This window comes from Aliivibrio friggae, assembly GCF_057368515.1.
Genome location: NZ_CM170648.1, coordinates 2,834,478 through 2,859,650 on the forward strand (window position 1 = coordinate 2,834,478; position 25,173 = coordinate 2,859,650).

Here is a 25,173-nt window from a genome sequence, read left to right on the forward strand (position 1 = left end):
GTTCAGTGTTTATTAGCCAGTGATTATTCAAATACACTGACTACAAATAAATTATTCTGCTACTTCTGTTTTTGGTGCGTCATCTGCAGGCATGTACAACGAACCCGTTTGACCACAACCTGCCAGCGTTAAGGCACTCAATAGCATTAACGCCATCACTCTTTTTTGCATAAGATTTTACCATTAGTGTTAATATCTGGTTATGCTCTCTATAATCGCACCACAGCCAAGAAAAGCAATAGGATAAATAAGATGAATAACACTGAATTTCACGAGTTAGTCGATGCAAAACTGCAATTAATCGAAGATATGATTGATGAATCTGGTGCCGATATTGAACCAGTTATCACGGGTAACGTTTTAACATTAGAATTTGAAAACCGCAGCCAAGTCGTGATCAACAAACAAGAACCAATGCACGAAATCTGGTTAGCGTCAAAATCTGGCGGCTTCCACTTTGCTTATACTGATGAGAAATGGACATGTTCTAAAACAGGCATGGAATTTATCGAAATGGTAAAAGAAGAGTGCCAAAAGCATGCAGATGAAGAGATTGAGTGGGCTTAAAGCAGAGTTCAGATCGGTCGCAAGCTCCCTTGAAGAGTTCAGAGGAGCTTGAGATTCAGGATTCAGGATTCAGGATTCAGGATTCAGGATTCAGGATTCAGGATTCAGGAGGATTTTATTGCTCTTCCTGAACCCTGCAAGCGAAGCGGCCTGAAACCTTAAGCTCCAATACCCGCATGACGCAGCATTGCATCTACTTGTGGCTCACGACCACGGAAGCGTTTGAACAGTTCCATTGGCTCTTCACTGCCACCCATTTCAAGAATATTATTCAAGAAACTTTGGCCTGTTTCTGTATTAAAAATGCCTTCTTCTTCAAAACGAGAGAATGCATCCGCTGATAATACTTCTGCCCATAGGTAGCTGTAATAACCCGCACCGTAGCCACCCGCAAAAATATGACCGAAGCTGTGAGAAAAACGGTTCCACTCAACACTTGGTAATACCGCTACTTTCGCTTTTACTTCAGCTAGCGTTTCTAATACTTTTGCACCTAAATCAGGATCATAATTTGTGTGCAACGTGAAATCGAACATACCGAACTCTAGCTGACGCAGGATAAACATCGCTGATTGGAAGTTTTTCGCAGCAAGCATTTTATCTAGCATCTCTTTTGGCAGTGGCTCACCCGTTTCATAGTGACCAGAAATAAACGCCAACGCTTCTTCTTCATAACACCAGTTTTCTAAGAACTGACTTGGCAATTCAACCGCATCCCAAGGCACGCCATTGATACCAGACACTGACGCCACATCAATTTGCGTTAGCATGTGGTGAATACCGTGACCAAATTCGTGGAATAAAGTAACCACTTCATCATGAGTAAATAGCGCTGGTTTACCACCAACAGGCTTATTGAAGTTACACGTTAGGTACGCCACTGGCGTTTGCAGTTCGCCATTTTCAGTAATACGACGCACACGACACTCGTCCATCCATGCGCCACCACGTTTGTGCTCACGCGCGTATAAATCTAAGTAAAAACTACCACGTAAGGTATTGGTAGAATCAAAGATATCAAAGAAACGCACTGACTCATGCCATACATCAACACCCTCACGCTCAACTACCGTCATACCAAACAAACGGTTTAATACTTCAAATAGACCAGAGACGGCTTTTGATTCAGGAAAATAAGGACGTAGCTCTTCATCAGAGATTTGGTACAGCTTTTGTTTTAGCTTTTCAGAGTAATAAGTCACATCCCACAGATCTAACTCATCAATATCAAACTCTTCTTTTACAAAGGCTTTTAACTCTTCAACTTCGCGCTCACCTTGTGGTTTCGCTTTCGCTGCTAAATCATTTAAAAAGCCCAGTACTTGAGTTGGGCTTTCTGCCATTTTGGTTGCTAATGATTTTTCACTGTAAGAAGCAAAGCCCAATAAACGTGATACTTCATGACGAAGTTGCAGTTCTTCAGAGATTAAATCGGTGTTATCCCACTTACCTGCGTTTGGACCGCGATCCGATGCACGAGTCACGAACGCTTCGTAAATTTCACGACGCAGTGGTTTATTATCAGCATAAGTCATGATTGGAATGTACGATGGCATTTCTAGTGTCAGTAACCAACCGTCTAACTCTTTCGCTTCTGCCGCGGCTTTTGCTGCTGCCATTGCAGATTCTGGTAAACCTGATAATTCAGCTTCATCGGTAATGTGTTTTGACCAACCCATGGTTGCATCAAGCACGTTGTTACTGAAGTTTGAGCTTAATTCTGAGGTACGCTTACTGATATCACCGTAACGTTTTTGTTGATCTGCCGGTAGGCCAATGCCTGATAATTCAAAATCACGCAGCTCATCAACGATGGTTTTTTGTTGAGCTTGAGACAGGGTTGCAAACGTCTCACTCTCTTTAATTGATTTATACGCTTCGTACAATCCTTTATGTTGGCCTACCCACGTGCCGTACTCAGATAACGCAGGTAAACACGCTTCGTACGCTTCACGTAAGGCTTCACTATTTTGTACAGAATTCAAATGGCTTACTGGTGACCAAATACGACTTAGGCGATCATCGGTTTCTGCCAGAGGAATAATTATGCTCTCCCAACTTGGCGCAGCATCAGACGCTAATACTTCTTCCACTTTAGCGCGACAATCAGCAATGGCTTGCTCTACCGCAGGCTGAATATGCTCAGCCTTAATTTGAGAAAATAGCGGTAAATCAGTAAAGGTTAATAACGGGTTAGACATATTCATTCCTTTTCTATTTTTCATTTTTAGGATCGGCTTATCCCTTAAAGATGGTGCTTAATGGATAAAATTTCAATGGCTGATGCAAGAGTACACACATTGAGCGATAAACTTGGGTATAATCATGTGATTCCAATAGTGAGAGTTCATCCATGCTAAGTTATCGTCACAGTTTTCATGCAGGCAACCATGCCGATGTGGTTAAACACATTGTACAAAGCCTTATCCTTAATTCATTAACACAAAAAGATAAGCCATTTGTTTATCACGACACCCACTCAGGGGTTGGTCGTTACGATTTAACGCATGAATGGTCTGAAAAGACAGGCGAATACAAGCAAGGTATCGCTCGCATCTGGGAGCAAACTGATCTTCCTGAAGAGATCACAAGCTACCTAAATGCCATCACTGAATTAAACGACGGTGAAGAACTGCGTTACTACCCAGGTTCACCTCGTGTTGGTCGTGCTCACCTGCGTCGTCAAGACCGCATGGTATTAACCGAACTTCACCCTGCCGATCACCCTCTGCTTGAGCAAGAGTTTCACCGTGATCGCCAAGTGTCTATTTATAAAGAAGACGGCTTTGCACGACTAAAAGCAAGCCTTCCACCAAAAGAGCGCCGAGGATTAGTCCTAATCGACCCACCTTATGAGCTTGCAAAAGAATACCGTGATGTTGTGACTGCAATTGCTCAAAGCCATAAACGCTGGGCAACGGGCATTTATGCAATTTGGTATCCTGTGGTTAATCGCTGTGATATCGAAGATATGATCGAAGGATTAAAAGGTCTTGGTATTCGTAATATCCTACAAATTGAATTAGGTGTTTCTGCTGATACTAACGAGCGTGGCATGACCGCATCTGGCATGATCGTCATTAATCCACCATGGAAATTAGAAAACCAAATGAAAGAAATTTTGCCTTTCTTGAAAGAAGCAATTGCACCAGCAACAGGTCACTTTAAAGTCGAGTGGATTGTTCCGGAATAAGATCTAAGAATTCAGTTCGGTCGCAAGCTCCCTTAAAGAGTTCAGAATAGGTAGCGGGAGGCGCTCACTCTCAACAAACACCTCTGAACTCTGCAAGCGAAGCGATCTGAATTCTCAAGCTTTTGAAACCTCGTAGGCCTTGAAAAAGAAAAATTTGGTCGCATTTCATACATAGTATTAAAAAAATTAACACCAATATAATTAGATAATTATTAGCATTGGTATAAAACCTATCGGAGAGAAAGTAATGGCTACGCATTTTGATTATATCTGTATCGGCGGTGGTTCTGGCGGTATCGCATCAGCAAACCGTGCGGCTATGCACGGCGCAAAAGTTGCTCTTATTGAAGCACAAGAGCTTGGCGGCACGTGTGTAAACGTGGGCTGTGTTCCTAAAAAAGTAATGTGGCACGGTGCACAAGTTGCTGAAGCAATTAATTTATACGCTGAAGATTACGGCTTTGATGTTGAACTGAAAAAATTCAACTGGAGCAAAATGGTTGAAAACCGCCAAGCGTACATTGGTCGTATTCACCAATCTTACGATCGCGTTCTTGGTAACAATAAAATAAACGTAATTAAAGGCTTTGCTAAGTTTGTTAATGCAAACACAGTTGAAGTAAATGGCGAGCACTACACAGCGGATCATATCCTTATTGCTGTTGGTGGCCGTCCATCAATCCCAAATATTCCAGGTGCTGAGCACGGTATCGATTCAAACGGTTTCTTTGAGTTAATGGAGCAACCAAAACGTGTTGCTGTTATTGGTGCAGGTTACATCGCAGTTGAAATCGCAGGTGTTCTTCACTCTCTAGGCACTGAAACTCACCTTTTCTGCCGTAAAGAATCACCATTACGTAGCTTTGATCCAATGATCATCGATACGCTAGTTGAAGTAATGAACACAGAAGGCCCTACACTTCATACTCACTCTGTACCAAAAGCAGTGGTTAAAGAAGCCGATGGTAGCCTAACACTTCACCTAGAAAATGGTGAAACACAAAACGTTGATACCCTAATTTGGGCAATTGGTCGTCACCCTGCGACTGACGCAATCAACCTAGAAAAAACAGGCGTTGCTACTAACGATCGCGGTTACATCAAAGTTGATGAATACCAAGAAACTAACGTGAAAGGCATCTACTGTGTAGGTGATATCATGGAAGGCGGCATTGAGCTAACACCTATCGCGGTTAAAGCCGGTCGTTTATTGTCTGAGCGTCTATTCAACGGTCAAACAAACGCAAAAATGGACTACACATTAGTTCCTACTGTTGTGTTTAGCCACCCACCAATTGGCACAATTGGTCTTACTGAACAAGAAGCTGATGAGCAATACGGCAAAGACAACGTGAAAGTGTACACATCAGGCTTCACAGCGATGTACACAGCGGTAACTAAGCACCGTCAGCCTTGTAAGATGAAGCTAGTATGTGCTGGTGAAGACGAGAAAGTTGTTGGCCTACACGGTATCGGTTTCACCGTTGATGAAATGATCCAAGGTTTTGCAGTAGCGATGAAGATGGGCGCAACTAAGGCTGATTTCGATGCAGTTGTCGCTATCCACCCAACAGGTTCTGAAGAATTTGTAACGATGAGATAGTCTATTTTTAGACTGTTTTGACTATAAAAAACGCCGCCAATAGTTAATATTGGCGGCGTTTTTGTTTTATTTAATCAGGTTTAATTCAATTAAATATGATGTTTACTTGCCTGACTTTTCTGCAATTTTATCTTCAACCATTGGTGCTAACTTTTCATAAGGTAAATAGCCCGGAAGAAGTTGGCCATCGATCAACATAGCAGGAGTCCCCCTTGCGCCTAAATCCGTAAATAATTGGCGGTTTTTTGCCACCATATCTTCCACTTCTTTATCCGTTGATACGTACTTTTCAGCATCATTCGCTTTTGCTACTTTCATCACAGAGCGCACATTGTGAATGCCGGGTTTACTCCATAAGGTTTCGTTAATTTTATTAAATTTTTCAGGGCTTTCTTTCCATACTCTCATTGCAAAGGTGGCAGAGTTAATCGGGTTCAAGCGCTCTTTAAGTGGTACATAAATATTTATCACTTTAAGATCATCTGGGTGCTCATCGACCAACCTCATTAACACTGGATCTAGTTTTTTACACCAAGGGCAACTTAAATCCGTTAACACCACAATAGTTAACTTAGGATCTTTGGCACCAAACGACGGAAGGTTCGGGTTGTTGTACATATAATCATGATAATCCGCTAATGTTTTTTGGTAGTTACCTTGTTGAACAATATACATAGCTAAACTTTCATGAAGACTGTCAATAATTGCAGGATTCCCTTTAAGCATCTCATTGATATCTTGAATTTTCTCCGACTGAGTCATTGCAGAAGCAAGGGGAGAAAATAAGCATGCCATTACCAGTGTTGTGATTAATTTCGTTTTAAATTTCATTTTTTATTGTCCGTATATATTTGTTTAGATAAGCCATAAGCGAGCAAGTAATCCCATCGGAGTTGTTATCCCCGTAGTGATGTTTTTTATCTCGCCTTTATCAATAATGACGATCGTTGGAGTCACTCTAATGCCCCACTCTCTTGAAATATTGCCGCGCGTATCATTAATATTTTTAAAGGTATATTCGTGGGATTTCATATAGCCGGAGACTCTTCTATCCTCTCCAGAACTCGTACTCACTCCAACAACCTGATAAGAATCACTGAACCAATTAATTGTTGGTGTTACGAATCGACACGCTGCACACCACGTCGCCCAAAAATAGACCACTACAGGTTTTTCTTGGCTCATCGCAATAACATCTATCGACTCTCCTGTAGTGCTAATCCCTGCAACTGCAGGAGTTGCATTAACAGGCATGTCTTTGGTTCTCCACATATCAACAGCAAAGCTAAGAGTAATGATCATAACCAGGTAAATAAGCGCTTCTTTACCCCAACGTTTCATTTTTTTACTCTTACCCATCACTATTCCCTCCTGCTTTTTTAATCGCATCCATAACGGCTTTTTCATTCAAAATCACAGGAAGTTCGATGCCGTTTGGCGCTCCTGGGCCATAAACCACATTAAATGGCACCCCAAATCGGCCATGATCTTGTAGGTAAGAAGTAATTTCTTCATTCGGAACCGTCCAATCTCCCTCCATAGGAACAACATTGGCTCTGTTTAACTCGCTATAAACCGGCTCTTGAAGCATCACACCAATCTTGTTTGCCTTACATGTCACACACCAATCGGCGGTAACATCAACAAAGACCACTTTTCCTTCATCGACATGTTGCTGAATAGATTCACTCGATAAAGGAACCCAATTGGGCTCGGCAGGTAAAAGATCCGTTGACGTCATGCTGTCTATCACGGTGCCAAAACCAAATGCGATAGCAAACAAAATACTCAGCCACCCCGCCGCTTTCTTACTATGCACTTGAACCGTTCGCAGCAAAATTGCACCACCTGCTATCACTGCAATGGCATAAATCCAAAGCTCTGATAAATGATTAGACAGTAAATTCAGTAACCAAATACTGGTGATAAGCATCATCGCACCAAAAAGAAACTTAACCTTACTCATCCATGGACCAGGTTTTGGTAGCGAAAGAGCAATCGATGGGAAGATCGCAACCAATATCCACGGTAAGGCCATACCAAGCGCTAACGCAGTAAAAATGCCGTACATGGTTGGGATATTTGTCGCTAAAGCAAAAGCAACCGCAGTTCCTAAGAAAGGAGCGGAGCAAGGCGTGGCAAGTAAGGTGGCAAACATACCTTGAATGAAGTGACCAAAGTAAGAGTTGTTCCCTTTTGATGCGATCCAAGTGTTGGTGTTTGATGATAATCGGATTTCAAATAAGCTCAGCATATTGGCACCAAACAACACGGTAATGAGTGTCATTGCCCCAATAAACCACGCACTCTGAAATTGAATCCCCCATCCAATTGCATTACCCGATAACTTAAGCACCACTAAGAAAGAAGCAAGAAGCCAAAACGAAAAAATAATCCCACTTGCAGAGGCTAAAAACTGCAATTTAATCTGTTTTTTCTCAAGGCCTTGGGCAGAGATAACACTACTTAATTTCATACCCAGTACAGGGAAAACACATGGCATGATATTTAAAATAAAACCACCAAATAAAGCAAACAGGACCATTTGTACAATAGATTGCATACTGCTTGCGATCATTCCATCACGAATACTTGCGGGTTGCTCAGCAATAAACGCCTTATCTTTTAAGGTAACACTGATATTTTCACCGATTAGATTAGGAGTTCCCATCCAACTGCTGACATCGAATGTTGCGGTGATATCATCACCATCCACATCAATCTTTGGACGAGAAAAGTTATCGTCCTGCATCTCATCGGAAGGACCATCAACCAATACATCGGGCGCTATCCACCCCATTTTTTTGGTTGCTGTCACCTGAAGCTGCATTTTTGTGGCATCCCACACCGCTTTCACATCACTGATCAATGCCGATTCCTTTGGAACCTGACTTAACCCTTGGGCATAAACATGCATCGCTTCTTTGGAAAGCGTTAGATCGGTAGGAGTGAACGTAAGTTCAAATGGATAGTCAGTCAGTACGCAGATAGTGGTACAAGATGACAAGGTGAGATCAGCCTTAAAGGTAACAGGCTTATTGAGATCATCAATATGAAGTGTCATAGGAAAAATAACACTTCCCTTATAGCCTAAGGTTTCAATACCAAGTAAATCGAAGCGTTTCGGATATGGCCAATACCAATCGATACTGCGAATGTTTTGAGAATCCTCCCACGTCATGCTCGGGGCAATTCCCCCTTCTCCAGGGCTTCTCCAATAGGTTTTCCAATCACCGGCAAGACGAACTTCTAAGAATCCGGCAACGGTTTGATCAACTTTATTGATTTGTCCAGTAAGAACAAAACGCGTTTCGATTGGGGTGTGGTTGGGGTTTTTAATCCATCCAGTATTTGGCGTTTCTGCATGGGCAACAGATATAAATACGCTGCACAATACCGCGAATAGCCCAAATAAGACTATACGCGCTGTCATTGCTGATTTTTGCATGTGTGTTTCCTTTAAAAATAAATATACGTCGAATGTCGATAAAACATTCGATTATTTATTCTCTAAAGACACATAACTTGAGATGAAGCCGCCTTCCTTTGTGAAGGATTGGCTCTGTAAATAGGGAGGTATAACTAAAAGATAGCAGCAACCCTATCACTAGGAGGACTGTAAATATCTGTACAATAAGTACATGCTCGCCAACTTGATGTAATTCAAAATGAACTAAATGATCTGATAATTCGCATTTATCACTTAATCCGTTTTTATCTTGCTCTACTTTTGATCCCTGCTGAACAGAAGCAGACTCCAAATCAGTTAACGGCAAAGAACATGAATTCAAGAAACCAATATTATTTGCCGCACAGACAAAGATAACCCAACATACGAGAATGAGGGGCCATCTAAAAAATTTATGTCTGTGAAACGCAGATTTCATCAACCGGTTAACTACAAATAATAAGGAACGAGTGCAATTAGGACACACGCTCCTTTAAATAGTTTCCTAGTTTACCTATTTAAATTTAATGCGAGTGATCATGACGATGGTTATGACCGCAACCACAAGTCGGGGCAGCGATCACACTTTGTAGGGGATGAAACTCCATATTTTCTTGCAGAGCTTCTGGCGTTAACGAGTTTATTAACTGCATATTTTCCATATTCACCGCATCCACATTACCCAACTCACGCTGCGCCTTAACCACTTCAATAAACTGACGGCTTAATACTTCTGGCAGTGTAAACTCTCGAACAGCGACGAGTAAATTCGTTGCACTATCTACCGCTATCATAGAAACAGATAGAGCTTTCTCTTCTGTCAGTGTGAAATAATCTTCAGGAATAGCGGCTGAGTTTAATTGCATCTCAAATGCTAGATCACCAAAACTAACCACAACCAAGCAACCCCCATTATCAGAGGTAATGACACTAAGTTGCGCGTCAGTTTGACCTAAAACCGCTTGTTCATCAGCGGTGATATTACCAAGGCCAACATAAAGCATATTTGGTAAATCATTACGGAACAACTCAAGCATTGCACCATCACCTTCTTGAAACGGGTGATCTGTAAACGTTTGTCCAACTTGAAATTGCAGAGTGTTGTGTTCAGCCATAATAATTACCTTCTATGCATTAACTCGATTTGATGAGACTAAGTGTAAGCTTTATTTGAAAAATGACTATCCCAGTAAAAAGCAAATGACTATTACGTGAGTGTAATAATGAAAGTAACACTCTAAAAATAAAGAAGTTATTCTACCCCTCAACTTTCATACAATATAGCCACCTTTAAATTGACTTACAGGCCTAAACATATAGAATGCGCCAAATTTATAAATATGCATTCCCCCAATGAATAAGTCAGCCTCTCGACTAGCCACTATCCTTATTGGATTATTAAGCACATATACTTATGCGAATAACATAGGTCATCTTTACTTTGGTGCCAGTCTTAGTGTCAATAATGAAACCAAATTAGATGGTTTTTTAGCTCCTCTTAGTGAAGCATCCGATATCGGTTACAACGCTCATTTAGGTTTTCTATTTAATGTACACGAATTAATAAACTTAGGTATTGAAGCTGAATATCGACAACTAGGACAAAGCAATTATTCAAATCTAGTGCTCTACGAAGGATCGGCCACTTTTGTAAATATAAAACCTAAATTTGTTAATTCAAATACACAACTTTATTCAGCGGTATTATTAGGAATAGGGAAAATAAACTCTAATTTTCAAACCTATGACACAACAATTAGTTATCGCAGCACTGGTTATCAATATGGTATTGAAGTTGGCTATGATTTCAAATCTGGCCTTTCTTCCTACCTTGGATATAAAGCACTAAAAATCGATGAAGAGATCATTAAATTGGCCAGTGCTGGTCCTTATGTTGGAATGAGCTACTCATTCTAATACCATAATAATAAGAAAAAACACATGGCACTAAGTAGTACCGCAACAGATATTTTCTATCAATTAATGGATTATAACTCTGTACAAAAGCAAAACTATTTACAACAACTTGAAATCACTAATCCTGCACTCTACCAAGAATTACTCCCCCTTCTGGAACAGGAAGAATCAGAACAAGTAGCTGAACTATTTAAATTTTCTATCCAAAAAACGGATTTTAATGATTGGGATTTTAGCCATCAAATAATTGATAAATACAAGCTCACCCATGAACTGGGCCGTGGCGGAATGGGAGTGGTTTATTCTGCGCATCGTGCTGACGACACCTTTGAGCAAGAATTGGCCATTAAATTCATTCAGCCAATACTAAATAACGTATTAAGTAAACATGCGCTTTTTGAAGAGGCGCAGTTATTAGCACGCCTCAACCACCCTTACATTGCCAAAGTGTTTGATGGCGGGCGATATAAAGAATACGTTTATGTGGTCATGGAAAAAATTCATGGCTCGACTTTAGATAACTATCTCATTAGTGAAGTACCCTCGAAAAAACAAAAACTGCTGCTTTTTCAGCATATTTGTAAAGCCATTGAACACGCTCACCAGCACCAAGTATTACATGCAGATTTAAAGCCTGAAAATATTTTAATTGATGAACAGAAAACACCAAAATTGATCGATTTTAACTTAACGCAAAAAGTTCAACATCAGATGGATAGTCGTAATATAAATGTACTTGCTTACAGTAAAGAATACGCTAGCCCAGAACAGAAAATTGGCGACTATTTAACCCAACAGAGTGACGTTTACTCGTTGGGTAAAATTTTAACTTTGCTGTTTCCAAATGAAATGCCTGATTCCGACATTCTTATCGTGCAACAGAAAGCAACGCGAGCAGAACTAAAGGAACGCTATATTTCTGCGCTTGAACTGCGTCAAGAAATAACAAAAATAATAGAGTCTCGACCGATCACCGGTAAAAAGTCGACTCCATTTTATACATTACACTGCTTAATAAAACGTAGACCATTGCAATCAATATTGGCTAGCGCATTAATCGTATTAAGCCTCAGTTTTTCTATTGTATTGGTCTTACAAAACCAAAAATTAGCACAAGAAAAGCAAATTGCAGAAAATATGATGTATGAAGTGACTCGCTTACTATTTCATGCGAAAGGCACAAAATCTGCACAGGTTTCTATAGGGTCCATCTTGGAACTGACTCGCCGCCGCATACTCTCAAATCCCGACTTACCGACCCATATCAAACAAAAAATGTTATTAGCGATGATGACTCCTGTGCCAAGAAGAGCTACAGAAGAAAACCAAATCACTACCAATAATGCATCATATTTAGAAGAATAAATCATGAAAAAAATGAAATGGATTCCATTTATACTATTAAGTATCACGACCATTAGTCATGCTAATTCCGAAGTAAAAACGGGCTTTTTTATTGATTCTCCCGTTACAGGGCTATATTACGAAACCAGCTCAAACCTCTCAGGTGTTACCAACAAAGGAGCCTTTGATTATCGCTCTGGTGATGTGGTGCATTTTTTCCTTGGTAAAGACAATTCTGGCTATTTGATTAGTACGATGTCTGCTCAAGAGGTGATAACTCCAACTCTAGCTAGCACTACACCAAGTAAAAGCATTAATCTTACACGCTTATTACTTTCATTAGACAGCACACCAAATAACCGTGACGAGATAATTTTAGCTAGCCGCGCTTTATCCGATACCGTGTTTCAACAACAATTAAAAAATATTGACCTATCCACGCTTGACCAATCTGCACAACAATTAAATTTAGAATTAGTGTCCATAGAAGACGCGGTAGAGCACCTCAATCAAAGCCAACAGTACATTGAAAAAAACTTCACTTCTAATGAGATTATTTACCGCCCTTTAAATAAGCGTTTAATTGCTATTTATATTCAAAAACAAGACTGGAAAGGGCGTCGTTGCTATTACGACTTAAAATACAAAGATCACCCTAAATATTCTCCCCCACTAGGGAGAATTGAATACTCCATTGGGGAAGACTACCTAACACAATATCCAAGTATTGGTGATTACTTTAAAGGCTGCCAATTAATAAAAGAAAAGGCCTTAACCCATGACCAAATTCCAATAAAAAAAGCCTTCGGCTGGGGAGGACTGATTGATTGCGCTTCATCTGGTTGTACTCGTAATGATCTTAATGGTTTTAATGTAGAAAATCGTAAAGACGACGACAGTTGGAAATACCGCTCTATCGCCATGAACTTTGATCCTGAAACTCAACTATTCATGAACAAAACACAAGGCTTGGGGAAGAACGAACATATTCAATACCTTAATAGAGGTGAGTCATTTGGTTTTGTTTATGAAAAGAAAAAAGGAAGCAGCATCGCCTTTGAAGGTATCTGGCAGCAAACCCAATACGAAGGGGTACAGATAACACAATCTTGCCTACTCATTGAAGATAAAAAAATATTTGCTACGCCGTCGAAAAAAGATATTTGCCCCACTAGCAGGGCCTCATACATGAATGATGTAACTAAACTGTATGGAGATATGTGGTGGGTGCAAAATCCGACACCTTATGCTGAATTAGAGCAAATGAATTTACTTGTTCGTTGGCATGAAAAAGGAAAAAAACCTCAATATACCTCTTGGGAATACCTTCCTGCCGGATCAACCTGGGACCAAGGTCTACTCTATCGCTACCAACAAGAGAAACATAGATACCCTAACGGAACAGAAGATATGAATACCTTCCGAATCTCAGAGTTTAGAAAAATAACAGGACAAATATAATGACAAGTTCATCTGGATTAACCCTAATAATTCATCAATGGCAATCAGGTAATAAAGAAGCAGAAAACCAACTATATCAATTTGCTTATCTACATTTGCGCCGCATCGCCAAGGAAGAGCGCCAGCGTAGTGCCAAAAAATATGGTGAGAGTAATAATGTTATTAGTGACAGCATGAACAGCACAACTGCCTTAATTCATGATGCTTATATTAAATTATCCAACTTTGATCTAGAAGACATAAGCTCACAACGTGAGTTTTTTCTCATGGTCGCTAAAATCATGCGTCAAATATTGATCGATAACGCGCGCGCTTTACAGGCAAAAAAGCGCCAACAACTCACCAATATAGAGCAAGATAGTGACCGATTTGAGCTGTTTGTCATCATGGATAAGGTGCTCGATAATTTCAGTATTCGATACCCTCGCCAATCAAACGTAATCAAACTTAAATATTTGATGGGTTTACAAAACAAAGAAATTTGTACCCTTTTAGAATGCAGCGCCAGTCTGATTGAAAAGGACCTCAAGTTCTCTCGCTGCTGGTTGCAATCAAGAATGGCGTAATGCTCATTATTCTTCTTTTTTATCTTATTGCATGTATTATTTTTAGGTCTTCAAAATGAACCTTCCTTTTTCATTATCTTCCTTCTCATGCGTTTCATTGACTATTATTTCACTCACAAGTGGCTATTTTTTTTATATGGTGCCCTTTTCAAAAACGGAGAAAATGGAAAGTAGTGTAACGCATAAAAACGATATAAATCAAAGCAATAACAATCAAAATTCAGCTTGGCCTACAGTAGGCCAAACCGATTCTAGATCAAATAAAGTAACGTCGAAAAATAAAACACAGCAAGTATTGGCGCCACTGCCGATAGTCTCTTCTACAAATAAAAAAAATAGTGACCATCCATTACCCATCTTGGTTTCAAATCATAGTCATTCATTAATCACAGCCTCAACACCGTTAAAAAACAAATTGGATTTATCACAAGAAAACCAAAGACCCAGCATAAATAGTGATACACAACAACGCCTTCAAGAGCACCTAAACAACTGGGAATTTGCTCAATCAACACCTGTAAATTATGTCTTTAATTTTAACGGATTATTTGTCGACCCTGAGAGGGACTTTATTACTACTCGCGTGAATTTTTTCTCTGAAGGTTTAAGCCTAAAAAACAGAGGGGCTCTACGCATTACCGGTATACCAAAACCAAGCGAGCACCCAAGCGTCTTCACTATCTCTGCCAGAGACGATCAACATGGTGAAAGTGAAGAAGCTTGGGTACATGCTACTTTCGAGCTTCCTATCCTCAATGGCGCCCCAATAGCAGAAAAGAGGCATCCTCTTTTGGATCAAATATGGTACCGATTAGAAAGTAGTTACTTCTTTTTAGATGAAGGGTTTGAGTATGAAACGGTTTATTGTGAAGCGTTTAAGTTTAGCGAAAATCAAGCCTATTATGCCAAAAGTACAACAAAGCAAACCTGCCCTAATGACGAACAATTGCAACAAATTGGCAGCTACCATTTAGAAGACAAAACCTTAGTAGTGTTCAGCAATCGCTCTGTATTTGATAACAATCTAACTTGGGATATCAAGCATTCATACCTTTCAAAAAAAGGCAAAGGAGAAAGTCACTTAACCACTGTATCCAGTGGTAAACATGTTGAAACATATACACTATTAAAAGATAAAACAGCAATGGAGAGTCGCTTAAACATCACTACCGGAAAAGAACAATATCAAATGGAAAAATTTGAATATCTCTTACCTATACGGAGTAACAAGGATACAACCATACAAAATAAATACACTTATTTACCAGTAACAGCAGGAATTTACATTTTTGATAATAGGAAAATTGATTCACTCTATTATCAGACAGACTCTGATCTAAATATTAATTCTCAAACTCATAATATGAAGTGTGAGGACATCACTTATTTTTATCAAAGCTCGATAATGGGAGGTCAAGGTGTATTCAGTGAGATAATTTCCACATCCTTAGATGACCACAATGGCAGTCCGATTGAATGTGAAATGAGAACCAACACAGACATTAATAAAACCTTTGCTTATCTCGATTTAGATTACGACGACTACCATGAATTTATTGAAGGAGAGGTGTACAGCTACGTTCTCAAACCAAAGGTCGAATACGCTCACATGGTGGAAGAACTTAAATTAAATTTGATCTATCACGACCCAAACAAATAATACTAATAAATAACAGAGATCCATATGATAAAAAAATACATTCTTACCGTTACTATTCTTTTCTCCTTAATAGGATGTAACGATGATGTCTTACTTGATACTGCACATCAAACCGTACCAGCAATGCCAAACGCAATTATTTTTGATGATATAAACCATGACGGCGTGCAAAACACGGATTCAGAACCAACGCTAACCACAACAGACATGAAAGGTAAATTTCGTTTACCACCAAGAACCAAACTAACGGGAGATCTCGCGGTTAAATCACAAGATAATGCATTGGTTTTACGTACCCCTAACAATGAAAAAATCATCTCATCACTTACTGATTTAGTTGTGATTGAGATGAATAAAGAGAGATTGTCGGCGAGAGTAATAAAAGAAGAAGCGGTACGAAAACACAACGCGGTAAACAAAGTTGAATCCAAGCTAGGAATCATTAGCGCTAACACAGAAAATAGTGAACTTTTCTCTCACTTTATCAATGACAAAAATAATGTGTTAACAGATACCGCAGAGTATTTAACTGCGACCAAAATCAGTGACCCAATAGCCTATGAAAAGAACTCATTACTTATTGCATCAACCGCAAGTCAGTTAGCCAATAATCCTATTAAGTGCAGTATCGCAGAACAAACCTTAAGTATAACGGCCAAAGGAGAGCGAGTATGTAATGCCCCCATAACCGTAAACCCTAGTCTTGCAGCCTATTTACAACAAAGTTTACCAAGCCCAATAAAGGGCATGGCTTTTGATGGGTTTGAAGCATCTCTTTTCAACTTATTTAATAACGATATCGACCTCGGTAGTAACAGTAACTCATCGCCAATCACTCTTCATAGTCCAACTTTATCGGCGACGGGTATTACTGCGAGTATTCTATGGGGTAGCAACCTTAAATTATCATCGACGAACCTAGTTTCTGGTGGAGGAACGCACCTTATCACCTTAACTATGGATGATATTGGTTTGAATTTAGGTACCCTTGATAACCCTAAAAGTAACTACGAAAAAGTCAGTACAACGAGCGTCATATTTGAATTAACCATTCTTCAAAATGATAACAATCTAAGTGTCAATGCTGAGAATTACGCACAACTGCAAAACACCATTAATCAGTGGGATTTGTCGGTTAATGAGCCATTTAGCGCCACACTCACGTTAAGCTCATTATTTAATGACCCCACAGATACCTTTAGTCATGTAGAACTAAAACACATTGATATTCATGGCCTTGATTCTTTTGACCAAAACACCTCATCAATGACCATCGAGGGCATACCTTTATTTGCGGCCGAAGCAGGAAAGAAGCTGATTATTTCAGGAATCGATAAACAAGGTGAGCATGTTGATGCTATTTTTTCTCTTCCCGAAGTAAAGTTAAATTACTTACCACCAGAAATAGAATACGGTACTAACCTTGAAGATTACTTTATTTATATCAAGCCCATAGAATCATTAAGAGGTGAATCAGGAAATCACCTTGGAGCTGGTGTGGTGTGTGAAATTCGCTATTTTAATTCTATTGATACAAGCCTGTATTCTTATGTTCGTATCTTAGAGAGTTATAGCCAATGCCCTGTTTTTTCTGAAGGCACAATCCCAAGTAAAAGTAATGGGTTTGAGAATTATGGTCAATATAAGCGAGATCCTATCTCAAACCGTCTTACTTTTGAGTTAGAAGAGGATGGTGAATTTATGACAATAACTTATCAAGCCCAAGAGATAACCATTGATGGTAAGACGCATTTACTTATGCATAACAGCGAAAGCATGGAAGATGAAAGTATGTATAGCCTCAATACAGGATATTCATCAACTGTAATCATTAATTCGGTGCTCTCGCAATCACTCGATACAGACATTACAAGTAAGGTGAGTTTTTTAGGTGATGATAATCAACCACAGCAATTAAGCGTGACGGCCTCTATTCCCTCTAGAGTACCAGCTGGCGAAACGGGCAATGCCGACGCTAATTTAATTTTACATAATATGAAATGCGTCCAAGCGACCAGTATCTATTCATTTACTGCTGACTATTCCATTGCGGGTAATCCGATGATGTGGGATTTAGAGACTACATATGAGGATAAAGGGGGCGATTGTCATGTAGATTTTTCAAGCCAATCACGACTCTCTTCGGCCATTCATACATTGTATGGTGAAGTAAGGACTCCATACGTGGCAAAATATGAAGACATCTCTTTTAGTTTTAATCACTTAAGAGATTAACCCACACTCACTTCATTGCTGTAACATAACAAAACCCCGATGCAATATCGGGGTTTGCTTTACGTCTTTAATTCCTTTCTCATCCCATAAAAAAATAAACTCTTTATTTAAAATAATAATAAAATTTTACGGTTTTTTCCCTATTTTTCGTATCTTGAAAGCAGATGTTATTAAGCGTAAAAACGCGCATAAATAAAAGCCAATCATTGGCTTACTTTATACAATCACATTATTAAAAAATGAGAATTGGCTAGTTCTCGTTTCAAAAAGGATCCTTGAAAATGAAAAAAATTAGTTTACTTGCAGCGTCAGTGGCATTCGCGTTAATGGGTTGTGGCGGCTCAGATGGTGGTTCATCAGATAACTCAAATACAACAGCTAAAGCTCAAAAGCCAAGCATTGCTGTACCAACAAAAGGCGAATTTATTGATGCTAAGGTTATTGGATTAGATTACGTTTCTGGTGGAACTATTGGGCAAACAGATGAAACTGGTGGCTACACTATTGATCCTAGTAATCCTGAAGTGTCTTTCTACCTTGGTGGTCAAGACGGTTTATTTGTTGGTTCAGTTTCTGGTCGTCACATCACAACCCCATTTGAAGCAGCAGGCACACATCAACGCGCAGTAAACCTAGCAAGATTGCTGCTGACAATTGATGAAGGGACAAGTACTTTAATTAACTCAGGGCAAGCAGAACTGATTACTGAAATAACGTTACCTACAGATTTCGCTGCTGCCGCTGATAAATTAAAAATAGCAATGCTTGATGATGAAGGCTCTCTCCAAGAGATTGCAACTGCTTTAGGTAAAGGAGCATTAATAACAGAAAAAGATGCCACAACACACATGGAAGCATCATTAGCAAATATTGAGCGTGGTTCTGCTGTTAACCTATCTCATTGGTCTCGTGGTTCAAACTGGACATTTGTATCGAGAGATTCAACGCAACGTATACGCAATGCCCCTTATACTGGAAACAATAACCCTGAATTCGATCTTGTTATTAATGTTGACCGCACTTTAACAGATCGAGAGGGTAACCCTCGCGATTTGTTTGAGCAAACATCAAGCATGACTTTTACCTTAGCTGATAATAATTTAATTGTGCGCAAAGGAAGTAATGATTCATCAATTAGTGGTGGATATGTTGCGGATTATTTAACTTGCTTAGATGATAACGGTACTTTCAATATCGAAGAAGATGAAAACGGAAACGACAAACGTACATGTGATGGCGAAGGAATAACACCAAACCATGATAAGTATGACTACTTTTTCAACCAAGAGAGCAAATTTCAATATTCATTCATAAACCCAATCAAAGAACAAACATCAGATGAAACTGAATCATGGGCTGAAATGGAAGAAATGGGTGGAGCATTTGAGTGTATGGCCAATAAAGACTGTACAGAACAAGCGCTAAGTAAATTTAGAGTTCTTGAAAGAGACGATTCAGATGAACAAGATGGTTCTGCTATGCAAAAAGAAACCATCTCAGGCTCTTATGACCCAATTACAGATGTCTACACAAATACAACTCAAAAAGAATACCTAGATGGGGAGCATAAAGGCCGCATTAGTGAAAGCATTTCTTTCCTATACCCAGTAGAAGCAGTAGGCCAAGATCGTTATGTTAATTTCATTGGCACATGGGAAGCTCGTGAATTATGTGGCAACGATGTTGCTGTTGCTCAGATGACATTCACTGCAACTGGCTTAACGATGACAGGTGAAGAATGTAATGGCAATGGTAGTATTTCTGAGGACTTAGATGAAACCAACTCATATAACGAGCTACCTAAAGATTTATGGTGGTTTGGTACAAATGCTGCTGGCGACTCAAAAGCAACGCTTGATCAACTAAACAGCACTGTTCGTTGGAATGATAAAGACTCTGCTGAAGAGCCTGATGACATCAAAATCAACCGCTTCACTTATATCCCTGCTGGCGCAAACTGGGATAAAGGCTTGTTGATTCGTGATACTCTAAATTTAGATGGCACTAAGAAATCGACCATCACAATGAAAAAAATTAACTAATTATTTCCCTTAACATAGTTTAAATAAAACCCCGCGTCGCGGGGTTTCTTTTATCTACGACCTGAAACCCTCACTTCCAACTCCAACAAAAAATCCAACCAAAATCACAAAACTCATCACTCTCAATTTAGCTTCCACTTTCCATTACTGCGATTTCCAGTTCATAACCCTATAATAAATAAGTGAATAAATTTAAAACTTTGAACTCATCCCACCAACGCCTTCCTATTTCCACTTCAAAGTGGAAAAACTCTCCCTGTTCACTTTTTCTTTCCACTTATATTATTAAACCATCAAGTTAAACATTAAAACTTATTATGTAGAGGGAACAACAAACGTGGATAGTCCTACTCTAGAAATTAATGAAGAGTTATTCACTGAAGAAGTAGATTCAACGTTCAATAAAGTAATTTCTATTTTAAGAGCTGAGAAAATATTTCCAGACAGTGTTCAAAAACAAATGCTTTATTCTCATTTAAAAGCAATGGTAATTAGATCTCATACTCATGAACCATTACCAGAAGTTGAAATTGACATGTTTGATGAAATCTCAAAATCATCACACAAATTAGCAGAAGATGTGGTTAATTTATTTCCAACATTAGCGTACGAAGAATCTTATTTATTATCTGTTCACTTTGAAGTGGCAAAAGAAAACGAATTAACCGAAGAATTTGGAGCATAACATGACAAATATAACAGTAGTGATTGGCGACCGTTTAGGTAAAGGGCAAAAAGTAGGTTTAGGTGTTGAAGCGGCGGGTGGCATTGTCACTGTGATCCCAGGAATGGCTGCAGACATGAAACTTGGTGACATCATGAACCAAGAACAAGCAGACTTCGGTATCTCTTTCTGTGGCAGCGGCGGCGCTGGTGCAATCACAGCTCAAAACAAATACGGTTACAAAGCAAAATATGGTATGCGTTCTGTTGAAGAAGGCGTGACCGCTATCAATGAAGGCTACAACGTTTTAGGTTTTGGCTTCATGGATAAAGAAGAACTTGGCCAAAAATTGGTTGAAGCATTCGTTAAAAAATACAGAAGCTAATATGAAAGAATCTATTACAACAACTGTAACAGTTAGTGGTGATGGAAATACAAAACAATCAGCTTTCAGTGCCGCATTAAATAATATTCAAAAAACAATTCTTAAAGATAATGAACAAGTTATTTTACGTATAGAACCTGTTGATGTGAAATTAATTACTGCGGACAAAAAAGAAAGAATAGAAAAGTTTATGTTTTTCTTTTTACCACGAAATAAAGCCACGTATTCAGTAACGTTAGATGTCACTGTTAATGTCACCATTATTAATATTGACCAGCTGGATTTTAAATCAATATAAACACCTATTCGCTTTAAATAGTAAAAAATTATTTAAGTATATAAATGGAAGGTATATATAGATGTTCTTAATTATATTAATGAAGTCTCTAATAATAGGGGCTTTAGTGGGCGTAGGCGTCGGTGTGGGTGCCGCTCGTATGTTCCACGCTCCAACCGTTCAAGGTATGGGTGCATTCCGTACTCTTGGTGAACTTAACTCTTGTGAAGGCGATCCTGCATCTCACTTTTCTTTTGGCCTTGGCTTCTTCTTTAACGCATGGGCGTCTTCTGTTGCAGCGGGTGCCTTCACTCAAGATGTTGACCATCGAATCATCCCTCACTGGGGTGCTGCGGCTCTAATGTTTAAAAATAAAAATGTTGCAGAGACAATGCATGACCCGAAAAAAATGGGTATTGCGTGTGGCATCATCGGCATGATTGTCGTGGCATTTTTAAACTCAACAGCATCTGCTGTTCCTGAAAGTCTACAAATTACCGCAGTGAAAGTACTGGTTCCAGCAGCCAACCTACTCGTAAACATTGCGATGCCAGTTATCTTCTGGTTAGCCGCTATCGAAGCAGGTCGTCGCTCTGGTTTTTGGGCAACTATTTTTGGTGGTCTTGCTCAAATGATCATGGGTAACGCTGTACCTGGCCTTGTTCTTGGCATCTTAATCGGTAAAGGCGTTGAAGATGGTGGATGGAATAAAGTAACCAAAATTATGCTGGCAGCGGTTATCACTCTGTTTGTTATGAGTGCCTTCTTCCGTGGATTCGACATTGAGCTTATCGAGTCTTTCAGACTCACCGTTCCTACTTGGTTAGAGAATGTTCATACCACCCTTAGCGGCAATCAGTAAGTCTGGAGTTGAAAATGGATGACAAATTAAAGAATAACTTTTGGTACGCAGATTGGTCTTTTCCTTTCTTCGTAGGTCTGCTGTCTTCAGGCGTGTTTGCTGGTACACACATGTACTATTTATACGGCATTGGCGCATTTAATGAAGTGGCATTCGTATCGATGTTACGCGCTGGAATGGACAGTGGTGTATATGGTGCAGTAGCAGCCTTTGGTGCAAGCTTCCTGTTTGCTCGAATCATTGAAGGTTCACTGGTTGGTATTTTAGATATAGGTGGTGCGGTTCAAACGGGTGTTGGTTTAGGTGTTCCAGCCCTGCTACTTGGTGCTGGTATTGTTTACCCATTAGAAAACTTCGTCGCTTCATTGATTGTCGGTTTCTTACTAGGCTTAGCGATTGGCTACATCATTATCTTGGCTCGTAAATATACCATTGGTCAAAGTAACTCAACTTATGGCGCTGACGTCATGATGGGTGCTGGTAATTCATCAGGTCGATTCTTAGGCCCACTGATTGTTCTGTCTGCAATTGCCGCGTCAATTCCAATTGGTATCGGTTCATTAATTGGTGCGCTTGCATTCTATCAATGGCAAAAACCAATTACTGGCGGCGCAATTATCGGTGCAATGGTATTTGGTTCTCTATTCCCAGTCGCTATTGGCTAACTCTCTCCACATTAATGCTCTTTCAATAAGAGAGAGCATTACGTAATACAGGTAAGAATTATGTATGACTTACTGATAAAAAACGGAAAACTGACAAATGGTGACATTGTTGATGTCGCTATTCTAAATGGGAAAATCGCTGAACTTGGCTCTAATATCAACGAAGTAGCGACAAAAGCAATAGATTTACAGGGTTTACACTACCTTAGTGCTGGTTGGATTGATTTACACACTCATTGCTATCCGTCATCTCCAATCTACAACGACGAACCAGATTTAATTGGTGTTAATCATGGCGTTACTACCGTGGTTGATGCTGGCAGTGTTGGTGCTGATGACGTAGATGATTTTTATCGTTTAGCTCAAAAAAGTACCACGAATGTATACAGTATTTTAAATATCTCTCGTATTGGCTTATTACGACAGGATGAACTGGCTGATATGAGCGACATTAACTTAGATGCTGCAAAAACTGCCATTACTAAGCATTCTGATTTTGTCGTTGGCATTAAAGCAAGAATGAGTGGCAGCGTTGTAAAAAATAATGGATTAGCACCATTGATTAGAGCCAAAGAAATGCAGGCTCAAAATAACAACTTACCTTTAATGGTACATGTTGGGAATAATCCACCAAATTTAGATGATATTGCCGGGCTACTAACAAAAGGCGACATCATTACACACTGTTATAACGGTAAACCAAACCGAATCTTAACTCCTGATGGTGAGTTAAAAGAGTCGATGAAAAAAGCCATTAAGCGTGGCGTTATTTTGGATGTAGGCCATGGCGGTGCAAGCTTCAGTTTTGATGTAGCTGAACAAGCGATTAAAAAAGGGATTTATCCTGACACCATTAGCTCTGATATTTATTGTAAAAATAGAATTTCAGGCCCTGTACGTAGCTTATCTCACATTATGTCTAAGTTTTTAACTATTGGCTTACCAATGGAGAAAGTGATCGAATGTGTCACCATTAATGCGGCCAATGCTCTAAAAATGGACACAAAAGGCACATTAAAAGTAGGAAAAGACGCAGATATAACGATTTTTAATGTTCTCAATGAAGCCTGCACCTTTGAGGATTCAGAACAAGGGTTTCGCCAAGGAACTGAGTCATTTTTACCTTTAGCCAGCATTGTTGCAGGCAAACTAATTGCAACACAACACGGAGAACAAGCCAATGTCTTTAATGCATGAAAAGTACGGTCTTACTGAAGTAATTAATGCGTCAGGTCGAATGACTGCATTAGGGGTATCAACGCCAAACGAAGACGTTGTTAATGCAGTGAAAGAAGGCCTTGGCCAATATTTTGATATGAAAGATCTGGTGATAAAAACCGGTGAATATATTGCAAATATTCTTAATGTCGACGCGGCAGTCGTTGTTTCTTGTGCCTCTGCGGGCATCGCTCAATCTGTTGCTGCTGTGATTGTGAAAGACAGCCAATATCGATTAGAAAACTTACATGCGCACGCCCATGATGTACCTTCTGAAATTGTTCTTCCAAAAGGTCACAATGTAAATTTTGGCGCGCCAGTCGGCACCATGGTGACATTAGGTGGCGGAACAATTAAAGAAGCAGGTTACGCTAACGAATGTTCCGCTGAGCAGCTCGAAGCAGCAATCACAAAGAATACCGCAGCTATTTTATATATAAAGTCTCACCATTGTGTTCAAAAAAGTATTTTAACCGTTGAACAAGCCGTTGTTGTCGCACAAAAGCATAACTTGCCATTAATTGTTGATGCTGCCGCTGAAGAGGATTTACACGGCTATTTTGCAATGGGGGCTGATTTAGTCATTTACAGTGGCGCTAAAGCAATTGAAGGCCCGACAAGTGGCTTAGTTGTTGGTAAAACGCAATATGTAGATTGGGTACGAAAACAATCTCAAGGTATTGGTCGAGCAATGAAAGTCGGTAAAGAAGGCATTCTAGGCTTAACCCATGCCATTACTGATTACCTGACAATTGAAAAAGAAACAGGCCAAGAGATGGTCACTAAGATGGAAAAATTCATCTTTGATATCAATACCATTAACGGCGTTAAATCTCGTGTGGTATGGGACAGCGCAGGTCGTGATATTGCAAGAGCAGAAATCGCATTTGACCATGATATTTTAAGTACCACCACCACAGATATTGTTAAACGATTAAATAACGGTAACCCAGCGATCTACTGCCGCGGTTACAAAGCCAACGAAGGCATTATCGAAATTGACGTTCGCAGTGTTAATGCAACTCAACTTAATACTATTTTCCTAAAAATTAACGCATTATTTTAA

At 39.5% G+C, this 25,173-nt stretch carries 23 protein-coding genes; 17 read left to right on the forward strand and 6 right to left on the reverse strand.

Annotation, left to right across the window (positions count from 1 at the left end; translation table 11 throughout):
• Window positions 1-51: 51 nt before the first annotated feature.
• Window positions 52-171, reverse strand: coding sequence for an LPS translocon maturation chaperone LptM (gene lptM, locus AC2INI_RS13145; protein WP_080889821.1), 120 nt, complete (start codon window positions 169-171; stop codon window positions 52-54).
• 81 nt (window positions 172-252) lie between these two features.
• On the opposite strand from lptM, the gene cyaY reads away from it, so the two are divergent.
• Window positions 253-567 carry an iron donor protein CyaY gene (cyaY, locus tag AC2INI_RS13150; RefSeq protein WP_122036481.1) on the forward strand — a complete coding sequence of 105 codons (315 nt, stop codon included), beginning with the start codon at window positions 253-255 and terminating at the stop codon, window positions 565-567.
• Between the two features lie 158 nt (window positions 568-725).
• Here the strand turns inward: cyaY and prlC are convergent, their stop codons facing one another.
• Window positions 726-2,768, reverse strand: a complete 2,043-nt coding sequence (gene prlC / locus AC2INI_RS13155) for an oligopeptidase A (protein WP_486305001.1) — start codon at window positions 2,766-2,768, stop codon at window positions 726-728.
• Between the two features lie 152 nt (window positions 2,769-2,920).
• Between prlC and AC2INI_RS13160 the strand changes: the two genes are divergently transcribed.
• Together AC2INI_RS13160 and gorA are read left to right on the forward strand one after the other, a co-directional pair.
• Complete coding sequence (locus tag AC2INI_RS13160) at window positions 2,921-3,760, forward strand: 23S rRNA (adenine(2030)-N(6))-methyltransferase RlmJ (RefSeq protein WP_486305002.1); 840 nt, start codon at window positions 2,921-2,923, stop codon at window positions 3,758-3,760.
• A gap of 247 nt (window positions 3,761-4,007) precedes the next feature.
• Window positions 4,008-5,363, forward strand: a complete 1,356-nt coding sequence (gene gorA / locus AC2INI_RS13165) for a glutathione-disulfide reductase (protein WP_486305003.1) — start codon at window positions 4,008-4,010, stop codon at window positions 5,361-5,363.
• A 102-nt stretch (window positions 5,364-5,465) separates the two neighbouring features.
• On the opposite strand, the gene AC2INI_RS13170 is transcribed toward gorA, so the two are convergent.
• From AC2INI_RS13170 to AC2INI_RS13185, 4 genes are all read right to left on the reverse strand, one after another.
• Window positions 5,466-6,194, reverse strand: a complete 729-nt coding sequence (locus tag AC2INI_RS13170) for a DsbA family protein (RefSeq protein ID WP_486305004.1) — start codon at window positions 6,192-6,194, stop codon at window positions 5,466-5,468.
• A 24-nt stretch (window positions 6,195-6,218) separates the two neighbouring features.
• Complete coding sequence (locus tag AC2INI_RS13175; protein ID WP_486305005.1) at window positions 6,219-6,722, reverse strand: protein disulfide oxidoreductase; 504 nt, start codon at window positions 6,720-6,722, stop codon at window positions 6,219-6,221.
• Window positions 6,715-8,811 (reverse strand): protein-disulfide reductase DsbD family protein, encoded by a 2,097-nt coding sequence (locus AC2INI_RS13180; RefSeq protein ID WP_486305006.1) that lies wholly within the window; start codon window positions 8,809-8,811, stop codon window positions 6,715-6,717. The genes AC2INI_RS13175 and AC2INI_RS13180 overlap by 8 nt, the downstream gene beginning before the upstream one ends.
• 524 nt (window positions 8,812-9,335) lie before the next feature.
• The gene (locus tag AC2INI_RS13185) at window positions 9,336-9,926 is read right to left on the reverse strand and encodes a hypothetical protein (protein WP_486305007.1); all 591 of its coding nucleotides are present in this window, start codon (window positions 9,924-9,926) and stop codon (window positions 9,336-9,338) included.
• 238 nt (window positions 9,927-10,164) lie between these two features.
• Between AC2INI_RS13185 and AC2INI_RS13190 the strand changes: the two genes are divergently transcribed.
• From AC2INI_RS13190 to AC2INI_RS13255, 14 genes are all read left to right on the forward strand, one after another.
• Complete coding sequence (locus AC2INI_RS13190; protein WP_486305008.1) at window positions 10,165-10,728, forward strand: outer membrane beta-barrel protein; 564 nt, start codon at window positions 10,165-10,167, stop codon at window positions 10,726-10,728.
• A 24-nt stretch (window positions 10,729-10,752) separates the two neighbouring features.
• Entirely contained in the window at window positions 10,753-12,093 is a 1,341-nt protein-coding gene (locus AC2INI_RS13195; RefSeq protein ID WP_486305009.1) for a serine/threonine-protein kinase, read from the forward strand.
• Between the two features lie 12 nt (window positions 12,094-12,105).
• Window positions 12,106-13,533 carry a chromosome partitioning protein ParA gene (locus AC2INI_RS13200; RefSeq protein WP_486305736.1) on the forward strand — a complete coding sequence of 476 codons (1,428 nt, stop codon included), beginning with the start codon at window positions 12,106-12,108 and terminating at the stop codon, window positions 13,531-13,533.
• Window positions 13,533-14,099, forward strand: a complete 567-nt coding sequence (locus AC2INI_RS13205) for an ECF-type sigma factor (protein ID WP_486305010.1) — start codon at window positions 13,533-13,535, stop codon at window positions 14,097-14,099. The genes AC2INI_RS13200 and AC2INI_RS13205 overlap by 1 nt, the downstream gene beginning before the upstream one ends.
• 163 nt (window positions 14,100-14,262) lie before the next feature.
• Window positions 14,263-15,759: a hypothetical protein gene (locus tag AC2INI_RS13210; protein ID WP_486305011.1), complete on the forward strand. Its 1,497-nt coding sequence runs from the start codon at window positions 14,263-14,265 to the stop codon at window positions 15,757-15,759.
• Window positions 15,760-15,783: 24 nt separating this feature from the next.
• Window positions 15,784-17,994, forward strand: a complete 2,211-nt coding sequence (locus AC2INI_RS13215; RefSeq protein ID WP_486305012.1) for a hypothetical protein — start codon at window positions 15,784-15,786, stop codon at window positions 17,992-17,994.
• Between the two features lie 281 nt (window positions 17,995-18,275).
• Entirely contained in the window at window positions 18,276-20,036 is a 1,761-nt protein-coding gene (locus tag AC2INI_RS13220; RefSeq protein WP_486305013.1) for a hypothetical protein, read from the forward strand.
• A 337-nt stretch (window positions 20,037-20,373) separates the two neighbouring features.
• Window positions 20,374-20,721, forward strand: coding sequence for a transcriptional regulator (locus AC2INI_RS13225; protein ID WP_060994039.1), 348 nt, complete (start codon window positions 20,374-20,376; stop codon window positions 20,719-20,721).
• A gap of 1 nt (window position 20,722) precedes the next feature.
• Window positions 20,723-21,085, forward strand: a complete 363-nt coding sequence (locus AC2INI_RS13230; protein WP_061005510.1) for a glycine-rich SFCGS family protein — start codon at window positions 20,723-20,725, stop codon at window positions 21,083-21,085.
• Window position 21,086: 1 nt separating this feature from the next.
• Window positions 21,087-21,383 carry a DUF4312 family protein gene (locus AC2INI_RS13235; RefSeq protein WP_061005512.1) on the forward strand — a complete coding sequence of 99 codons (297 nt, stop codon included), beginning with the start codon at window positions 21,087-21,089 and terminating at the stop codon, window positions 21,381-21,383.
• A 61-nt stretch (window positions 21,384-21,444) separates the two neighbouring features.
• Complete coding sequence (locus AC2INI_RS13240; RefSeq protein ID WP_060994042.1) at window positions 21,445-22,224, forward strand: DUF4311 domain-containing protein; 780 nt, start codon at window positions 21,445-21,447, stop codon at window positions 22,222-22,224.
• A 14-nt stretch (window positions 22,225-22,238) separates the two neighbouring features.
• Entirely contained in the window at window positions 22,239-22,889 is a 651-nt protein-coding gene (locus AC2INI_RS13245) for a DUF4310 family protein (protein ID WP_060994043.1), read from the forward strand.
• Between the two features lie 60 nt (window positions 22,890-22,949).
• Entirely contained in the window at window positions 22,950-24,086 is a 1,137-nt protein-coding gene (locus tag AC2INI_RS13250; RefSeq protein ID WP_486305014.1) for an amidohydrolase/deacetylase family metallohydrolase, read from the forward strand.
• Window positions 24,070-25,173 carry a DgaE family pyridoxal phosphate-dependent ammonia lyase gene (locus AC2INI_RS13255; RefSeq protein WP_486305015.1) on the forward strand — a complete coding sequence of 368 codons (1,104 nt, stop codon included), beginning with the start codon at window positions 24,070-24,072 and terminating at the stop codon, window positions 25,171-25,173. Before AC2INI_RS13250 ends, AC2INI_RS13255 begins: the two co-directional genes overlap by 17 nt.